This is a genomic window from Microbulbifer sp. SH-1 (assembly GCF_011326135.1).
In the GTDB taxonomy this organism is placed as follows: domain Bacteria; phylum Pseudomonadota; class Gammaproteobacteria; order Pseudomonadales; family Cellvibrionaceae; genus Microbulbifer; species Microbulbifer harenosus.
Genome location: NZ_CP046948.1, coordinates 4596923 through 4615199, shown reverse-complemented (window position 1 = coordinate 4615199; position 18277 = coordinate 4596923). Strand labels below are relative to the sequence as shown.

The window sequence follows — 18277 nt, the reverse complement described above, 5'->3', positions numbered from 1 at the left end:
GAGCCGATCTTCGTTCAACCCGCTCCCGCAACACCATCCGCCCGTTCACCCACCAACTGGACCATGACCCGGTACAGCGCATCGGCCTCAAGGGGTTTGTGCAACAGCGCGGAACCCACGCGCTGCACTTCGCGCAGGCGATCCGGGGCGGTATCACCGGTAATGACGATCGCGGGAACGTCTTCTCCATAGCTCTGGCGCAACACATCGATTGCCTCGGCACCGGTTTCGCCACCGCGCAGCCGATAGTCCACCACCAGCAGGTTCGGTGCGGGCAGCCCCAGGCGCAGTGCGTCCACCGCGGATTCGGCCACTTGGCAGTGACAACCCCAGCTGGCCAGCAAGACGCGCATGGCCTCGCGCACTTCCGGGTCATCATCCACGACCAGTACCGAAATGGGCACCAGGAACTGGCGCTGGATCGCGGGCATTGGGTTTTCGACCACGGCAGCCGCAGCCAGCGGCAATGCGAGCCGGAATAAGGAGCCCCGCCCGGGACGGGACACCATACTCAGATCCGCGTTCAGGGCCCGACACAATCCGGTGACGATTGCGAGCCCGAGCCCCAGGCCCTTGCGGCGGTCGCGCTCCCGATTACCGATCTGGAAGAATTCGCGAAAAACCGCCTGCTGGTACTCTGGCGCAATGCCCACGCCAGTGTCCCTGATCTCGACCCAGACCCGGTCACCGCGCCGCCGACAGGCCACCAGCACGCCACCGCGCTCGGTGTAGTTGATGGCGTTGTTGATCAGGTTTCGCAGAATCCGCTCCACCAGTACAGGGTCGCTGTGCACCGCCAGGCTGGTATCGCGGCTGCGATAGACCAGGCCGCGGGATTCGGCCATCGGCGCCAGTTCCTGCTCCAGTTTGTGCATCACCGCCTGCAGCGCAAAACTGCGCAGAGCGGGCACCACGACACCGGCATCCAGGCGGGAAAAATCCAGCAGGCCGCCGAGCAGCCCATTGGCGGAACGGGACACCAGCTTCAGCTTGTCGAGAATGGAGCGTTGATCGACATCCAGGGAAGTCCGCCCCAGCGCCTCCAGAAACAGGCCCAGGGCGTGCATCGGCTGGCGCAGATCGTGACTGGCGGCGGCGAGGAAGCGGGACTTGTCGCGGCTGGCCTCCTCCGCCGCCCACCGCGCCTTGGCCAGCAGCCGGGACTCCTCCCGCAGGCGGGCCACCAGTTCATCGTTGGCGAACTGCAGCCGCATTTTCTCCTGGCCGGCGGCCTGCGCCCGCGACGCAAACAACAGCATGCAGCCAATCAGCAGTACCACAATGATTCCCATGGCCACCGACAGACTGTCCGCGCGCAGGAAGAAGACCGCGGTCAGCGGTGCCAGCGACGGCAGCATAAAAATGCAGTACAGGGGCAGACTGGCACCGGTCAAGGGGAAGGTGCCGGCACAATGCACGGAAATCACCGTGGTGAGAAACAGCAGCGTGGTCAGGCTGTTGGGACCCGGCGCCACAAACAGGGCGAGCCCGCCCCACACCACACCGGCACTGCCGAATACGCCAATCATCACCCGGTACAGGGTTCGGGGTGGCAGGGTGCGCCGGGCCAGATCCCGCAGCAGCAGCGCGGTGAGCAATTGCAGGAGGAGGTAGATCGGCAGCCAGTACAAAAGGCGCCACTGTTCAAACAGCAGCGCCAGCGTCAGCACCGAACCGGTGCCTATTAGGGTGGCAACGATCACACCGGGGGGAAGATTGCGGCGAACCTCGGCCATTTGCCCGGCCAGTACAGCATCCGGCGGCAAGTGCCAGAGCCGTGCAAATCGGTAAATCAGCTGACGGCTCACCGAATCCAGCCCCGGCGGTGCGCGGCCATCACCGCCTCGGTCCGGCTGGTGGCGCCGAGCAATGCCAGAATCGCGGAGACATGTACGCGCACGGTGTTTTCCGACAGCCCCAGATGGCGGGCGATCGCCTTGTTGCTAAGCCCCTCGCCGAGATGCCGCAACACATCCTCCTGGCGGGGTGTGAGGCCAGTGGCCTGGGTTTCGGGAATCGGCGGGAAGACCCGATCACCGCGCCAGACCCGGAGGATCGCCTCGCAGATTTCCTCGCCGCTGGCGGACTTCTCCACGAAACCGGCCGCCCCCTGCCCCAGAGCCAGCTGTCGGTGAACCGGGTCTTCGCTGCCGGACAACACCAATACTGGCACCCCGGCAAACGCCTGTTGCAGGCTCGCCATTCCGGCCAACCCATCCACACCGGGCAGGGCAATATCGAGCAGAATCATACCCACCGGTGGTGCCGCATCGACAAAGCCCAGGGCCTCATCGATGGTGCCTGCCTCATACGCGCGCCCGAGCCCGGGCCGGTCCCGCAACAGCAGGACCAGTCCTTCGCGGAACAGGCGATGATCATCCACCAATAACAACGAGCGGGATATATTGTTCAACCCTTGTGTACTCCTTTCGCGGCTTGCCCGCCCGACTATGCGCCGTAGCCTTCACAGGTCTCGCCCTCGGCCACGGCGGTATACTCCCGGCTGGTGCGGCTCATGTCTTTGCCGTCCATCAGGATACCGCCGCGACTGCCGGTGAGAGGGCTGAAATTATCCTCTGGCAACTCCACCGCGCGCCACTGGGTTTCGCCCGGATGGCAGACCAGAATGGTCTGATGCTGGCGATGAATACCCCCTTCTCCCTCCTGCCATTTGAATACCACGTAGCTTTCATCGAAGCCGCCGTACCAGGAGCGGGTGTAGGCCGTGTCCTCCTCAAACCGAATCCAGAAGGCGGAACCACTGTCCAGAGAAAAATAGTAACTGTTACCGGGAAGCGCTTCCGCCAGTGAGGGTCCGGTGGCCGTGAATGCGGTCAGGTCCTGTGGGCGCTGCTGATAGGCCTCCGCCGCCGCGGCGGAAATCCCACCGGTGAAATGCACATAGGCGCTGGGCACGTTCGTCTCCGGCCCCGCGGTGTCATCCACCGCATCGAAGGCCCCGGTCACCACCATCGAAACCCCATCATCATCCACCTGCAGAGCGGACACCGTGGCGTTCGCAAAGCGGCCTGGATTTCCTTTTGCGTCAATCTTGCGCATCCAACCCGGCCGCCCGTCGCGGTCAAACTTCATCAGGGTCAGATATTGGCTATCCAGTGAATTGTGGTTTTCGGTATCCACCAGGGTCTGCGCCATCAGGTAGAAGCCACCATCCGGAGCGGGCTTCATAAACGACAGCGCGTGGCGATAGTAATGGCTAAGTACATCGGCGGTCTTCACCGCGTCACCTTCGCCACGCAGACTGGTAGCAAAATCGCTTGCCGCGGTAACCTGATCGTCCAGTACTTCAATCGCAATGGCCGCTCCCGGCTGATCCGCACCGGGCTTCCTGGAGTAAGCCATAAACAGGCGGCCACCATCACCGGCGATGATCGCGTTGGTAGCGACGCGCTGATCATACCAGGTGCCGTTGTTGTCCAGACACTCCGCGCAGGCCGGCAACAGGTGCTCCCGGGCCGGCAAATCCACCCCGTTCAACAGGTCAGACAAGCGGAAACTGCGCACCCGCGAACGCTGGCTCTCAGCGTTGGGATATTCCGGCGATTCGTACAGGGAGTAGCGCTCTATCAGACCATCGCGCTCGTTGTAGATATTCTCATTTTCGCGTTCGAGCAGGTGCAGCCAGTTGTCCTTCTCAATCACCTGATGTCCATAGGCGCGGGGTACCAGAGCAAAACTGTCCCTGGCCACGGTCAGGTCGGCCCGATGCAACAGGTGGAAACGGATATTCGTGATGTTCGGATTCTCGCCGGTATAGCTGTCGAGCAGGATGTAATCGTCCAGCACCTCCAAGGTACTCAACGCCAGCTTCTGGCCGGATAGCGCCAATGCCGGAGCCAGCACCTCGTGCGCCTCCAGTACCAGCTCGCCATCGGTCACCCAGTATCGGCTCAAAACGTGGCGGAGGTAGGCTTCGCCATTCTGATGATGGCGGCTTTCCGTCACCATAAACAGGCGCAGCCTTCCATCGGGATCGAGCACAACATCAAACAGACCACTCGCGGAGTTGATCAACTCCACCCCCGCCATGCCGTGGGCCGCCGCCAGGCCATCCACCGGCATCGGCATGAGCGAACGCGCCGCGGTTTTGCGATCCAGAGCCGCCACATACCAGTGGTCTTTGCCGTCGGCGGTGCCGCTGTTCAACAGTTTCAGCAGCATGTACTCCACGTCATCAACCATCGGCTTTTTGCCGTAGAAGTGCCCGGGATACGTCACCTCACCGGCTTCCTCCAGCCACAATTTGACATGTGTCTCATCGAGCGAAAAATCCCGGAGCTGGCCATCGCTGTCTACTTCGAGTTGCCAGGAAAGGAAGGGGGCATTGTTACCGCCACTGCTACTACTGCTGCTACTCCCACCACTGCTACTCCCACCACTGCTGCTGCCGCCCGGGTCGCCACCGCCGCCCGCACTGCCGCCACCTCCGCCACACCCGCACAGGAGAAGCACGCTCATCAAACAAGCCCATTTGTTCATTATCGTTCACCTCAACATGGTCCCGGCACGGTTGGGGCGGGAATTCACTGGAGGCAAAGAACATAGAGCCGGAGCGGCGCGAATACCATTACACAGATGGACTAGGCGGGAAGTGGGGTGACGCTCGGATGGATGTCTATCAGCGTCAGGCAATGCCGCTGTTTGCACTGCTGCAAAAACTGCGGCACGCAATTGCAACATGCCTTCATGACCGTTGTATGAATATTTTCCACACGGTAAAAAAATATTTTTTTCTCATTTTTTCTGTCCCCTTTGGCCGAGGATTTCTCTCTTAGGTGATCGTCTGTAGACACATTAAAAGTCACCATTGGGGGAAACATGCAACAACATCATTTGCGAAAAAAACTGCTGCCTACATTGATCGGTGCCATAGCCGCCGGCTCCATTTCACTGAACACAAACGCCCAGCAGGATATCGCCGAACTGGAAGAAATCATCGTCACCGGTAGTTACAGCCGCAGCCTGCAATCCGCCATCGACGCCAAACGCAATGCGCCGAGCGTAACCGATGCCATCATTGCGCAGGACATCGGCCAGTTCCCCGCACAGAATATCGCCGAAGCACTGCAGCGGGTTACCGGGGTATCCATCGTGCGCGACCGCGGCGAAGGGGTCTATGTGCGGGTGCGTGGACTGGGTTCCAACTTCCAGGTCACCACCCTCAATAACCGCACCATGGCGGTCAATGAGAATGTCAGAACGTCCGGCCAGTTCGGTCGGCAGTTCCGCTTCGATACGCTGCCGGCGGAACTGGTATCCGCGGTCGAAGTCATCAAGAGCCCCACCGCCGCCCACGACGAGGGCGCCATCGGTGGCACCGTTAATGTAAAAACTTTCCGGCCGCTGGAACTGGGTGAAACCACCTTCAGCGCGTCCGCCCGCGCCAGTCACGCGCAGCTGGCGGAAGAGACCGACCCGAGATTTTCCGGTCTCGCCAACTGGGTCAACGAAGACCAGACGTTTGGTTTGCTGGTATCCAGTGCCTACGCCGAGCGCAGTGTACGCCAGGATCGCGCGATCAATTTCGGCTGGACCGAACTGGAAGAAGGCCTGGATACCGACGGCGACGGCACCCGCGATAGTGGCCCGCTGATCACACCGGGAGGTGTTCGCCCGACACTGGAACTCGAGGACCGCGAGCGCTTTGGTCTCTCCACCGCCATGCAGTGGCGTCCGTCCGACAATCTGGATATCAACCTGGACCTGCTCTACGTGGATCAGGAAGTACAGTACGACGAATTCACCTACAGCGCCGACTACGATCCCGCAAGCCTGGTGCCCGGCACCGCGATTATCCGCGACGGCGCACTGGTCGGCGGTACCATCACCGACGGCTCGGTGCAAATCGGCCGCGAGAGCTCCGGCATTCACGACGAGAACCTGTCTATCGGTCTGAATGCCGAGTGGCTGGTGGACGACTGGACGCTTTCCGGCGACCTGTTTCACTCCAGCGCGGACAGCGAAGATTCCGATCCCATCAGACGCACCCGCTTCCGCGTGACCGAGGGCATCGGCTTCTCCTTCCTGTTCCCGAAAGTAGACGGCGACTCCGTGCCCAGTATTGAGTACGCCAACGCGGACCTGAACGATCCATCACAGTGGCCGGGCCGCCGGCTGGAATGGCGCACCATCCGCGCCAATGACGAAGAGCAGTCCCTGCAGTTCGATGCCAGCAGAAGTATTCAGCTGGCCGGGTTTACCGAGTTCGCTACCGGTATCAAGTTCCGTGAACGCACGCGGGATTATTTCCGTCGCGACCTCCGCTTGAGCGAGGGAGTGGAAGGCGAGACATTTGACTCGAGCTATTTCACCGCGTTTCCCGCGGATGATTTTCTCGGTAATGCCAACGGCAGCCTGCCCCAGGTCTGGCTGGTACCCGACGAGGATAAATTCTGGAGTAATTTCCCCAGCGCAGAACTGCTCGCCGCCGATCTTACCAGTGGCGACCTCGGCAACTCCTATCGTATCGAAGAAAGCATCCGCTCTGCCTACGCCATGCTGAATTTAGACAGCGAACTGGCCTCCATGCCGCTGCGCGGCAATCTGGGTGTGCGTGTAGCCCAGACCGAGCAGGTTTCCTCCGGACATGCGACGGTGGATGGAGAGTCTACGCCGGTGTCTTTCAGCAACGAATATACCGATGTATTGCCTTCGGTGAATTTCGCTCTTGACCTGCGCGACGACCTGATCACCCGCGTCGCTGCCGCCAAAGTGATCACCCGTGCGGACCTGCAGGACATGGCGCCGCGCCTGACATTCAATTCCGGAGACATACTGACCGCTACCGGCGGCAACCCGAATCTGGAACCGTTCGAGGCCTGGCAGTACGACGCGACCCTGGAGTGGTACCCGCAAGAGAGTACCGCGCTCACCGCAGGGGTTTTCTACAAGGATATTTCCACATTCATTCAGACTCAGATTTCCGATCTGGAATTCAATGGCGAAGTCTACCGCCTCACCTCCAAAGTGAATGGCTCCAATGCCGAGGTCTCCGGTCTTGAGCTGGCCTACCAGCAGGTGTTCAATACCCTGCCGGCGCCCTTCGACGGACTGGGTGTACAGGCCAATTACACCCTGACCGACTCCAGCGCGGTCTACGTGGACGGTGATGAGCGCATCAAAGGTGAGTTGGAAGATGTGGCAAAAAACAGTTACAACCTCACCGCTTTTTACGAAAAAAATGGCCTGGCACTGCGCTTTAGCTACAGCTGGCGCGACGGTGTGCTCAATCAGATCGGCACCAACAGCCTCGCCTCGGAAAACAACGCGGAATTTGGCTCCCTGGATTTCAGCGCGGCCTATGACCTCAGCGAAAGTACCTCGCTTTTCATTGAGGGCATCAATGTCACCAATGAAGTTCAGCAGCTGTTTGTGGATGGCGACGAGTTCCGCAGTTACACCGATTACGGGCGCACGTTTGTTCTCGGTGCCCGGGTAAAACTGTAACAGGCCCGGTTCGGGCGCCCACTCGATGCGGGAGCGGTTCACACCGCTCCCGCCTTTTTGCATTCACGAGGTAAAAATGACGCTTTCACGCAGACAGTTTCTGATCAACGCCGGCGCCGCCGCGGTGGCGTTTGGCGGCCTCTCCAGCCTGCCGGCACTGGCGCAGGTCTATGCCGTCGACCCTCTGCGCGGTACCGACCGCTTCGGCCAGCTTTTTCGCGATCCCGACGGTATTCTGAATCTGCCACAGGGCTTCAGTTACCGCGTTATCTCCCGCACCGGCGACACCATGTCCGACGGCCTCACCACCCCCAGTGCACCGGACGGCATGGCCGCGTTTCCCGCACCGGGCAAGCCGGGTTACAGCCTGCTGGTGCGCAATCACGAACTGGATTCCATCGGCCCGGAAATCGGCCCCTTTCACCATGCGCCGGCGCGCGCACGCGCGATGCGCGACCGCGCCTTCGATCTGTATCAAGACAAGTTGCCGGTCAATGGCGGGACCACCACCCTGCTGTACAACCACCGCAGCGGAACGGTGGAGAAATCGCACCTGAGCCTGCTCGGCACCACCCGCAACTGTGCCGGCGGCGCCACACCCTGGGGTTCGTGGCTGACCTGTGAAGAAAGTCTCGCGGGGCGCGCTGAAGGTTTCGGACGCGACCACGGCTTCGTATTCGAAGTCCCCGCCAACGCAGAAGGGTTAGTGACACCAGAGCCACTCACCGCCATGGGACGCTTTGTTCACGAGGCCGCCGCCGTCGACAGTAGCTCCGGCATTGTCTATCTCACGGAGGATTACGATAACGCGCTGTTTTATCGCTTTCTGCCTGCGCAATCAGAACAACTTCGGCATGGTGGGCAGCTGCAGGCGCTAGCCATTAAGGGGTGGCCGGGCGCACTCACCCGCAATTGGGAGGAGGACAAAAACAAGGCCGAGGCCAGTGCGGTGAGCGTGGGGCAGAAATTCCAGTGCACCTGGATAGATCTCGAGGATGTCGCGTCGCCGGACGGCGATCTCAGCCTGCGCGGTGCCGCTGCCGGCGCCGCACGCTTCTGTCGCTGCGAAGGCGTGGCTTTTGCACTGCGCGCCGACGGCCGCCGGGAAATCTACTTTGCCGCTACCGGCGGCGGGCCGCAAAAGATCGGCCAGATCTGGTGTTACCGCCCCGGGCGGCACGAAGGCGCCGGGCATGAAATCGCCGGTGAACTGGAGCTGGTTTACGAGAGCCGCGACCGCGCACTGCTGGAGTCCTGCGACAACCTCGCCATCGCCCCCTGGGGTGATCTGATCATCTGCGAAGACAGCTATTCCAGCAGCCCGGATATGGTCAACTATATCCGCGGTCTGACACCGGAGGGAAAACTCTACACCCTGGCCATGAACGCGCACCCTGACAAAGGGGAGTTCTGCGGTGCCTGCTTCTCGCCGGATGGATCAACGCTGTTTGTGAATATACAGCGCCCCGGCATGACTCTGGCCATCAACGGCCCCTGGAGCAGACTGCGGGCATAATCTTTGACGCTTAAATGTCACCAGAATGCCAGAATAAATTCATCGGATTTTATGTCCCCAGACGTCGATGTAATCGCTCTTTAAATTACCTGCAATTGGCAGGTGACACACAAAGAGGAAACATCTGATGAAATTTTTTTGCGTTCTGCTGATCGCGCTACTGTCCAGCGCGCAGGCAGTAGCGGATGGTCAATTTAACATACTGACCTACAACGTCGCCGGGCTTCCCGACGCCTTCAGTTCCGGCAGCCCGGCGACCAATACCGTGAAAATCAGCCCTTTGCTGAATGATTACGACATCGTGGTAGTACAGGAAGACTTCAGCTACCACAGCGATCTTGTCAGCCAAATCGTGCATGCACACACTTCAGCCCACTCCGGCGATATAGCCGTCGGCGACGGCATGAACCGCTTTTCCAAAATCGGTTTTTCCGATTTTAGCCGCAGCAAGTGGAACGACTGTTATGGCGTATTCAGCGATGGCAGTGATTGCCTGACGCCCAAAGGATTTTCATTCTCGAGAATGAATTTTGGCGATGGTGCGGTTGTCGATGTTTACAACCTGCACGCTGACGCCAGTACCGATGATGCCTCCAACGCAGCACGGGCGAGTAATCTGCTGCAATTGCTCGCGGCGATAGAGACTCGTTCCAGCGGGCACGCCGTGATCGTCGCCGGCGACACCAACTCCCGTTACACCCGATCCCCAGACAGACTGCACGATTACATTGCGGCCGGATTTTCCGATACCTGGGTTGAAGTATCCCGCGGTGGAATTATTCCGCAGAGCGGTGATCCGGCATTGACCGACTGTACCGACAAAAATAGCGGCAACTGCGAACGAGTGGACAAGATCCTCTACCGCAACGGCGCTGCGGTGCAATTGTCACTGGCGGATGCGCAGGTGCCTTCCAATTTCATTGATTCCGCCGGCGAGCCTCTGTCTGATCACGACCCCGTTGCCGCCACCTTTCACTATTCACTCAATAGTGGTTTGTATCTGACGGGTACCGCTGGCGGCCCTCACGGCGATTTCTTCAACGACCTGCCCGCGTTGTCGATGGCAGACTACCCTCAACCCGATGCCATCACCCTGCGTGCAGGGAGCCGGGTCGACCAGCTGACGTTCCACTTCTCCGGGGGCCTGCAGTTGAGCCACGGAGGAACAGGTGGCTCCGCGCAAACTCTGCAACTGTCACCGGGTGAAACTATAAGCCGGATTACCGCATGCCAGGCAAAGCACAACGGACATACCCGTATTTTTTACCTGCAACTTCAGACCAGTGCGGGCAACAGCATGGCCGGTGGATCACAAACGGGCACCTGTACCACCTTTGATGCGCCAGCCGGGAAAGCCTTTATTGGGGCTTATGGCCGGTCCGGCAGTGAACTGGATAGCATCGGCTTTATCGCCAAAGAACTCTGAGCATAGTTCAGAATCTGGCATCCACCCCTAGGGTAAACGTGCGGCCGTAGTAGCTGTAACCGGCGAATTCACCACCGGCTATGGATTCTCTCTCGGCCGCGCCGGTTAGATTGGAGCCCTCGGCAAATAGAGAAATGTCTCGGCCGAGGGCCACGCTAATACGTGCATCGAGGTTGCCGAACGGTTCACTGTTCTGCGCCGCCTGATTGAAGCTTCCCACCTGCTTCAGGATCTGATCCCGCCAGCCGTAGTCGACATTGACCGTCACCGCCGCCGACTCAAACCATATCCCGGCATTGGCGGTACGCGGCGCTACATCCGCAAGCGTATCTTCCACGTACTGATCGCCCGCCCGGTACCTGGCATTGGAGTCTGTCAGTGAAATGTTTGCCCGTATACCGAGGCCATCCCAGGGACTGGGCAGCTGGCTGAACCGCTCCCGGTATTCCATTTCCAGTCCATTGATACGGGCACTGCCCCCGTTACTGCGGCTGGTCAATTCATAGGTCTGACCGCCGATGTCGATGTCGCGAGTGTCGGTCTGGATAAAGCCATCCAGTGTCGTATGAAATACACTGATACTGAACAGCCCGTCCGCGGGTAGGTACCATTCCCAGGCGAAGTCAAACTGGTTACCCACGACCATTTTCAGCTCGGGATTGCCCCCCACGGCCGTCAGTGTGTCTCCGGAATTGAGCGTGAGCCGCGGCGCCAGGTCCTGCAGGTCCGGCCGGTTCACGACCCGTGCGGCGGAAAATCGCAGCAACTGATCCCGCGCTGGTGCGAAGCTCAGATTCAGCGACGGCAACAGGCGGTCCTCACTCGCCGTCACTGTCAAAGGAAGAACCTGCATACTCTCGTCCGGCCAGTGTCCGCGCGCATGTCGGCTTCCCTGGAGGTAACGCAGGCCTAACTCTCCTCGCCAGCGCTCCAAACGCATATCAGAGCGAACAAACAGCGCTCGGTTGTTTTCCGCAACGTTATAGGAATTCATACGGTCGGCCGAAGACTGCGCAGTGTCTGTCAGATATCCGGGGTCTGCCAGCTGCCAGAATCGCTCCTCATCGGGCACCAGCCACTGCGCGGGCAAGTGCGCCTGCACGCTGTGGAGGAAATCATCCACAGGTAGCGCAAGAAAATATTCGTCGGGAAAAAATGCACCCTCGATACCGTCGCTGATCATCCGATCACGGCGTTGATAATCCCTGCTGAAGAATTGCCACTCCGCGCCGAACTCCACTCGCTCAAGCGGACCGTCATCCAGTGTGCGCGAAGCCGCCAGCTTGAGGGTGTTTTTACCGTCTTGTGCATTGATGTATCGCCATTCCAGTCGCCGCCCCGGGAAGTCTTCCGGATCGTTCAGTGAGACATTGTGGTAGGTAACGGTTGGGAGTGCGCCTTCGCCACTTTTTGGATACCAGAACTGGAAAGCAACATCGCCGTCTCTGCGCAGCCGTGTTCTCCGTATCGGATCGCTGTTGTAACTGCGTGCGCGCGATATCGCCAGTGCGCCAGTCACTTTCCACTCATCCGTTTCTCGAGACAGGGACACACTGCCGTGATACAGCGAATCCGTAAGCCCGGCGCTCTCACGCCCAATCTGTACCGACCCCGTTTGTGTATCTCCACCAATCAATGCATCGCCCCGCCACTGCAGGCTGCCGGGAACTAGCTGGTCGATGTCGTAGTCGGCACTGTAGGAAAACTCCTGATAATCGCTGTGCCGCTTCACGCCAAACAGATCCACGTCCAGGGCGATTCCGTTTCCAGACTGCCACTGCAGCGCGGTGCTGATTCCCAGCCGTTGGCTTTCTTCGCGCTCCAAGGTGGGGCGAATGCCACCGGGAGAAAGGGTACCGTCTTCCGACTCCAGCCAGCGGAAATTCAGTACCCGATCCTGCCGCAGGCTGCGCTGGGAATAGGCTGTGATCAACGACAATCCGAGACTGCTGTCGCTGTTTACCCAGTTGCCCACAGCCGATATACGCGGACTGGTTTCACCAGCCAGTTGCGAAGCACTTCCCGCGACGCGGGTGCTCACGCCACTGGCCCCCATATCCAGGGGGCGGTGCGTCTGCAAGTCGATCTGGCCACCAATGGCACCGGCGGTGTCGGCGGCAGAGGCACTTTTGCTCAAAGCAACGGCGGAGACCAGCTCCGCAGGTAACAGGTTGTAATGAAAGCGCCGCCCATACTGCTCGGACGTCCGCACATTTTCACTGCTCGCCAGTGCATTGCCGTTAAGCGTAACCTGGTTAAACTGGGTAGGCAGACCGCGCATGCTGATAAACAACGCCTCACCCCGGTCGCGCACCACGGAAATCCCGGCGCTGCGAGTAATGGCTTCGGCGATATTGGCTGCCGGTAAACGCTGGATATCGGCAGTCTGAAGAAAGTCCTGGTGCCTGTTGGAATGATATTTCTTTTGCAGCGAAGATTGCTGGTACGCAGCGGGAATGCCCTTCACCAGCACCTCTTCTACGCCTGCAGCCGTGGAGGGCGCGTTGCCAGTGGCGGGCTCGGGCGGTGAATCTCGGCGAGATACAATCAACCAGCTTGCGCCCTGACGCTCCGCAACCAGAGCGGCATTCTGTAGCAGGTGCGCAATGGCATCCTCCCGGGAAAATTCCCCGCTAACCGGGGGAGCTTCCAATCCTGACACCAGGCGCGGGTCATAGAGTACTGTCTGTCCGGTGATTCTCGAGAAATGAGCCAGCGCATCGGACAGAGGACCGGCGGGGATGGAAAAATCTGTAACCGCCGCCTGTAGCGGAACCGGAGCGAGCAGCGTACAGCAGACAGCAATTTCACACAGGAGATTGAATCGCCAGGCTCGTGTACGGCGATCATTCATGGACCGACGGAAAGTGGGAATAGGCAAACCTTCCATTGTCGGTGCCTATCAGTCGACAGCTCGCCTTAGCTCAATGCGGTCCGGCGAGCGGCTGACACTGAGCCCATACAGACGCGCGAGAAGGGCCAGGTTCTCATTGGTTTCCGCAAGCCTGAAGCGACCCGCGATCGGCAATTGCGCGAGCTCGCCCTCCGCCACAATGGGCGCGGGGCTATAGCGCGAGAGGCGCTCAAGCAAATAGGGCAGTGGACGATCGCGAATTTCAACCCACCCCTGGCGCCAGTCGAGCAGGTCATCGAGGGCGACGGCCTCGGCGGCCTCTATGCCAACAGAGGAAATACGCACCCGCTGACCGGCACTCAGTATTACCGGTTCTTCCGGGGCCCTTGTACGTACTTCGACACGGCCCTCATGGACGGTAACGTCGATACCGTAGGAGGAGGATTCGATATTGAACTCGGTGCCCAGAGCCGTCACACGCGCATCGCCGATGCCGACTTCAAACGGCCGCGATGCGTCGTGGGCGACATCAAAGTAGGCGGCGCCCTGGCGCAGCTCAATCCGTCGCGCCGTGGCGTCGAGCCGCACGTCCACAATACTCGCCGCATCCAATTGCAGCCGCGATCCATCCGCGAGACTCAGCTGTCGCGGCTGCATCGCCGGCGTTTCAAAGTGCGCGGTATACGGCGGCTGATGCTCGCGGAAAGGGAACTGCCACAGTGCCAGTAGCAGGCAGGCGGCCGCCGCCATTGGCATCAGCCAACGCGCGAGCGGATGGTTTGTTCCGCCGCGCCGGTCATCGTCAGTGGGCGCCGAGCTTGTCAGCGCCTCCTGCAAAATCGGGGAATCCCAGGTATTCACCATGCGCTCGAAAATGACGGCGTGCTGGCGGTCCGCCTTGAGCCAGTTCTCGAAACGGCGTGCCGTCACAGGGTCGGGCTCTCCCTCAGACAGCAGTTCCAGCCAGTAGGCGGCCTCCTGGTAAGCATCCGTTACAGGGCTCACGCTATCCTCCCTTCATCCAGCGCTCGCTGAATATCGGCCAGCGCGCGGCTGATGTGTTTTTTTACGGCCTCAACGCTGATACCCAGCGCGCGGGCAATCTCCTCGCGGCTTTCACCGTCAAGACGTCGGCGAATAAAGACTTCGCGGCGCAGTGCTGGCATGGTTTCCAGAATTGTCAGGATCTCCTGCAGTTGTTGCTGCCGGCTGGTGTTTTCCTCCGGAGACGGCCCCGGACAGACCATCTCCGTCTCTTCGGCGTGCGCCACCGGGCCGCGGTTGATGATCAGATTGCGGGCGATGCGAATCGCATAGGCGACCGGGTTGTTGATGCGCTGTTCCCGCGCCTGTTCCAGTACACGTGTGATTGATTCCTGATAAAGGTCCGCCACATCCGTGGCATTGTCGGCATGACGCTGAACAAAACGCTTCAGCCTGGGAGCTCCCTCAATCAGCTGTAAGGTCAGCGATGATTGTTCCGCATTCAATTCAGGCATTCGCCCCCCCGGCTTGCACAGTGCGATGGAACGCCAGATGGTATTTCCGGGGAGTTACAGTTTGAGGTCAAAATCGGGAAAGTTGCCGATGAACCGCTCAGCGATGACGCGGAAAAAACACCGCGTACACTCTGGTAATCAGAGACAGTGGCAGGCACACCAGGATGATAAGAATACCGAGCACGCCCCGCATCAGGTCGCTGCCTTCGCGGTGCTCTTCGTCCTTGTCTCTGAGATAGGCGTTATAACAGTGATCGGGACCGTCAATGGGGCGAAAGGTGAAGTCGATGATGCGCTCCATCAACTGCCACCATGGCCGGAATGGGGTTTCCTTAACCCGGGCAAAATAGCCGGTACGGGCAGAAATGGTGGCATCTGGGTTGCCACCGGCGATGGCATTGCCCAGTTGATCAATGGCGACCAGTACGCCTTTCAGCCAGATCATCGGAATTACTACCTGAACCCTGAGCGCTTCGCATGGGGTTCAGCACCGACCGTACCAACTACACGCCGACGGAATAGCAGCGCAGACCCTCGCTGTAGATCCGGCAGTGGCCCTCATCCGGACACGGCGCATCCATGGTCAGAGGTGCGCTACCGGCCGGACACTGGGGCGCAACCCCCGCCGTACACCAGCTTCCCGTATCCAGCTGGTAGCAGATACTGTCACCGGTGAGGCAGGCGCTGGCGGTTGGAACCTGTGTGTCACCGGCAAAGCAATTGCGGGGATACAAGGGTGTGAGATTCTGCGGCAACCGTCCCTGGTAATAGGTCGCGGGGGTACCGGTCAGATCACACCAGAAGCCATCCATGCTTTTCACATTTTCGATATTGCCGGCAGTACCCGCGCAACCGGCAAAAAAAATCGTCACCACCAGAGCCAACAGACGCAATTTCATTTCACTTCCTCTGTGAACATCAATGGGATTCGCCGCCCATCCACTGCGCATTCCCGGAAATTACTTCTCGTAAACGATACAGCGGCGTCCGCGGGAAATTTCATAACACTGGGCCGAGGCCGGACAGATGGAACCGGGGGCCAACTCCTCGGCGTCCCCAGGGCAGCCGTCGTAGTTGGTTTTCTGCTCCGCATGCGCCGGCGCACGGGGAATGGGTGCACTGTTAGGGTAGACCACCTGATCGCGCACGCTGCTGGTACCGCAGGCGGTGAGTAACGAGGTGGAAAACGTGGCTGCCGCCAACAGAGTTAGGGGAAACACTCGGGTGCGCATGGGGCCTCCTGATCAACCGACGAAAAATTGCGGCCTTCCCTACCGAAAGGCCGCGTTAATCCAATCCGCTTCTATCCGGGAATCAATAGACCCGCATCACCGGAAAAAACCAGCAGGCGGAACCCACCCGGGTATGCTCAACATCCGTCGAACACTGGCGGCTGGCCGCGGGCGGCGCCGAGGCATTGGGCAGGTAATTGCCTACCTCGACGAAGTCCGCCGTCTGGCTCTTATCGTCCGGGTTAAAGAAAAACGGGTCGTAACTGTGTTCATTATCAAAGGGGACAAATATACAACCTTGTAAGCACAGGGTGGCACCCATTGCCACCACTGCGATCCCTGTGCGACTCATGACGACTACCTCGCGATTCGCATTTCATCACTTCAGCAGGCCAGGAACATCCTCTTCCGGTCCTCGATTGCTGTACCTCTAGTTTAGTCCCCGGGACGTGTTCGACGACGCCGTACACTTTTTAACCAAAATTAAATGCGCCGGATTCATCGCTCGAAAAATTTTCGCGACAGCCCGGCAATATTTGCGCAACGCTCCGGACGGCCGATGATGACGGCGACCCGATTGCGAACAAAAAAAAGCGCCGGCGGGTTGCCCCGCCGGCGCTTTTTGTTCGGACACCCTGCGATCGCTTACAGCAGCAGTCGACGCACGTCCGCGAGTACCGCAGCCAGATAGGTCAGGAAGCGTCCGGCATCACCACCATTGACTGCGCGGTGATCGTAGGACAGCGCCAGCGGCAGCATCTGCCGTGGCACGAATTCCTTGCCGTTCCACTCCGGGCGCACCGCCAGCTTGGACACACCGAGAATACCCACTTCCGGCGCATTGACGATTGGGGTAAAGCCGGTGCCGCCGATGGCGCCGAGGCTGGAGATGGTGAAGCAGGCACCCTGCATGTCGCGGGGCTTCAACTTGCCATCGCGTGCGGCGAGCGCCATGGTGGTCGCTTCTTCCGCCAGCTCGTAGAGTCCTTTCTTGTCCACGTCGCGGATTACCGGGACCACCAGCCCTTTGGGGGTATCCACCGCCATGCCGATGTGTACGTAATCCTTGTGCACGATATGTTCGCCATCGTTGTGCAGGGATACGTTGAAGCTCGGTACTTCGCGCAGGGCCGCAGCAGCGGCTTTCAGCAAGAAGGGCACGGGGGTGAGTTTCACACCGCGTTTTTCCGCTTCTGCTTTCATGGATTTGCGGAATTCTTCCAGCTCAGTGATATCCGCATCGTCGAACTGGGTAACGTGGGGTACGTTCAACCAGTTGCGCGACATATTGGCCGCAGTGATCTTGTGGATTTTGCTCATCGGCTCGGTGCGCACCGGGCCGAACTGGCTGAAGTCGATCTCGGGCATCGGCGCGATACCGATACCGCCGCCAACACCGGCGGAACCGCTTTCCGCTTTTTTCACCTGTTCGCGGATATACGTGTTCAGGTCGTCCTTAGTGACACGGTTGCGCGGACCTGTGGGCTTGACCTTGTTCAGTGTCACACCCAGTTCGCGCGCCAGCTTGCGCACCGCGGGGCCGGCGTACACTTCCGCGGAGGGGGAGTGATCCCGCTCCAGATGGTGGTCTTTTTGGGGCGCTGCCGGCGGCTCTTGCGACTCCACAGGTGCCGGCGCAGCAGCCGGGGCCGGAGCGGGCGCAGCTGCTGCCGGCGCTTCAGCAGCGCCAGCCGCCTGGGCCTTCATCACACCGATCACGTCACCGGTGGAAACCTTGTCGCCCACTTTCACGGACAGGGACACGATGGTGCCCGCCGCCGGAGAGGGAACGTCCATGGAAGCCTTGTCGCCTTCCACCACGATCAGGGAATCGCCCTCGCCCACTTCGTCGCCGGCGCCAACGGAAAGTTCGATCACATCCACGGAGTCGGCACCGCCGAGGTCCGGAACTACGATGTCCATCTCTTTGGCTTCGCCTGCGGGCGCTGCTGCAGGCGCCGGAGCGGGTGCAGCGGCGGGAGCTGGTGCCGGTGCAGCTTCGGCGGCTGGCGCCGCTTCTTCCGCTTTCTCTTCCGAAGAGTCACCAGCCACTTCAATTTCGCCGATCACATCGCCTTCGGAGATCTTGTCACCCACCTTGACGGAGATGCTCAGGATCTTGCCGGCGAGCGGCGCAGGCACGTCCATGGAGGCCTTGTCGCCTTCAACGACAATCAGCGCATCCTCTTCCGCCACCGTGTCACCCACGGCAACGGCAATTTCAATAACATCGACCTGATCGGCACCGCCGAGATCGGGCACTTTAATGACTTGTTTTGCCAT

14 protein-coding genes are annotated in these 18277 nt (G+C 59.9%); 3 read left to right on the top strand and 11 right to left on the bottom strand.

Annotated elements, in window-relative coordinates; translation table 11 throughout:
- Positions 1-14 precede the first annotated feature (14 nt).
- The 3 genes from GNX18_RS19105 to GNX18_RS19475 form a co-directional block, all read right to left on the bottom strand.
- The gene (locus tag GNX18_RS19105) at positions 15-1736 is read right to left on the bottom strand and encodes a hybrid sensor histidine kinase/response regulator (protein ID WP_166220143.1); all 1722 of its coding nucleotides are present in this window, start codon (positions 1734-1736) and stop codon (positions 15-17) included.
- A 68-nt stretch (positions 1737-1804) separates the two neighbouring features.
- Positions 1805-2413 carry a response regulator gene (locus GNX18_RS19100; RefSeq protein WP_205828011.1) on the bottom strand — a complete coding sequence of 203 codons (609 nt, stop codon included), beginning with the start codon at positions 2411-2413 and terminating at the stop codon, positions 1805-1807.
- A 35-nt stretch (positions 2414-2448) separates the two neighbouring features.
- Positions 2449-4500, bottom strand: a complete 2052-nt coding sequence (locus GNX18_RS19475) for a hypothetical protein (protein ID WP_205828010.1) — start codon at positions 4498-4500, stop codon at positions 2449-2451.
- Positions 4501-4839: 339 nt separating this feature from the next.
- Here GNX18_RS19475 and GNX18_RS19090 point away from each other — a divergent pair, with 339 nt between their 5' ends.
- The 3 genes from GNX18_RS19090 (at position 4840) to GNX18_RS19080 (ending at position 10409) form a co-directional block, all read left to right on the top strand.
- Positions 4840-7467 (top strand): TonB-dependent receptor, encoded by a 2628-nt coding sequence (locus GNX18_RS19090; protein ID WP_166220141.1) that lies wholly within the window; start codon positions 4840-4842, stop codon positions 7465-7467.
- Positions 7468-7543: 76 nt separating this feature from the next.
- Positions 7544-8983, top strand: coding sequence for an alkaline phosphatase PhoX (locus GNX18_RS19085; protein WP_166220139.1), 1440 nt, complete (start codon positions 7544-7546; stop codon positions 8981-8983).
- Positions 8984-9110: 127 nt separating this feature from the next.
- Positions 9111-10409, top strand: coding sequence for a jacalin-like lectin (locus GNX18_RS19080; protein ID WP_166220136.1), 1299 nt, complete (start codon positions 9111-9113; stop codon positions 10407-10409).
- Between the two features lie 7 nt (positions 10410-10416).
- Here GNX18_RS19080 and GNX18_RS19075 read toward each other — a convergent pair whose 3' ends face one another.
- From GNX18_RS19075 to aceF, 8 genes are all read right to left on the bottom strand, one after another.
- Positions 10417-13062: a TonB-dependent receptor gene (locus GNX18_RS19075; RefSeq protein ID WP_205828009.1), complete on the bottom strand. Its 2646-nt coding sequence runs from the start codon at positions 13060-13062 to the stop codon at positions 10417-10419.
- A gap of 249 nt (positions 13063-13311) precedes the next feature.
- A complete protein-coding gene (locus tag GNX18_RS19070; RefSeq protein ID WP_138236072.1) occupies positions 13312-14268 on the bottom strand; it encodes a FecR domain-containing protein in 957 nt (318 codons plus the stop codon).
- Positions 14265-14762 (bottom strand): RNA polymerase sigma factor, encoded by a 498-nt coding sequence (locus GNX18_RS19065; protein WP_138236073.1) that lies wholly within the window; start codon positions 14760-14762, stop codon positions 14265-14267. Before GNX18_RS19065 ends, GNX18_RS19070 begins: the two co-directional genes overlap by 4 nt.
- A gap of 97 nt (positions 14763-14859) precedes the next feature.
- Positions 14860-15207 carry a hypothetical protein gene (locus GNX18_RS19060; protein ID WP_166220132.1) on the bottom strand — a complete coding sequence of 116 codons (348 nt, stop codon included), beginning with the start codon at positions 15205-15207 and terminating at the stop codon, positions 14860-14862.
- Positions 15208-15265: 58 nt separating this feature from the next.
- Positions 15266-15661, bottom strand: a complete 396-nt coding sequence (locus GNX18_RS19055) for a hypothetical protein (protein ID WP_166220130.1) — start codon at positions 15659-15661, stop codon at positions 15266-15268.
- A gap of 60 nt (positions 15662-15721) precedes the next feature.
- The gene (locus tag GNX18_RS19050) at positions 15722-15994 is read right to left on the bottom strand and encodes a hypothetical protein (protein WP_166220128.1); all 273 of its coding nucleotides are present in this window, start codon (positions 15992-15994) and stop codon (positions 15722-15724) included.
- An 82-nt stretch (positions 15995-16076) separates the two neighbouring features.
- Complete coding sequence (locus GNX18_RS19045) at positions 16077-16346, bottom strand: hypothetical protein (RefSeq protein WP_138236077.1); 270 nt, start codon at positions 16344-16346, stop codon at positions 16077-16079.
- A 293-nt stretch (positions 16347-16639) separates the two neighbouring features.
- Positions 16640-18277, bottom strand: coding sequence for a dihydrolipoyllysine-residue acetyltransferase (aceF, locus tag GNX18_RS19040; RefSeq protein ID WP_166220126.1), 1638 nt, complete (start codon positions 18275-18277; stop codon positions 16640-16642).

Coding starts and splice junctions, on each gene's coding strand:
- GNX18_RS19105 (WP_166220143.1), bottom strand. CDS start 1,736: ATGGCCGAGGTTCGCCGCAATCTTCCCCCCGGTGTGATCGTTGCCACC.
- GNX18_RS19475 (WP_205828010.1), bottom strand. CDS start 4,500: ATGAACAAATGGGCTTGTTTGATGAGCGTGCTTCTCCTGTGCGGGTGT.
- GNX18_RS19090 (WP_166220141.1), top strand. CDS start 4,840: ATGCAACAACATCATTTGCGAAAAAAACTGCTGCCTACATTGATCGGT.
- GNX18_RS19085 (WP_166220139.1), top strand. CDS start 7,544: ATGACGCTTTCACGCAGACAGTTTCTGATCAACGCCGGCGCCGCCGCG.
- GNX18_RS19080 (WP_166220136.1), top strand. CDS start 9,111: ATGAAATTTTTTTGCGTTCTGCTGATCGCGCTACTGTCCAGCGCGCAG.
- GNX18_RS19065 (WP_138236073.1), bottom strand. CDS start 14,762: ATGCCTGAATTGAATGCGGAACAATCATCGCTGACCTTACAGCTGATT.
- GNX18_RS19060 (WP_166220132.1), bottom strand. CDS start 15,207: ATGATCTGGCTGAAAGGCGTACTGGTCGCCATTGATCAACTGGGCAAT.
- GNX18_RS19055 (WP_166220130.1), bottom strand. CDS start 15,661: ATGAAATTGCGTCTGTTGGCTCTGGTGGTGACGATTTTTTTTGCCGGT.
- GNX18_RS19050 (WP_166220128.1), bottom strand. CDS start 15,994: ATGCGCACCCGAGTGTTTCCCCTAACTCTGTTGGCGGCAGCCACGTTT.
- GNX18_RS19045 (WP_138236077.1), bottom strand. CDS start 16,346: ATGAGTCGCACAGGGATCGCAGTGGTGGCAATGGGTGCCACCCTGTGC.
- aceF (WP_166220126.1), bottom strand. CDS start 18,277: ATGGCAAAACAAGTCATTAAAGTGCCCGATCTCGGCGGTGCCGATCAG.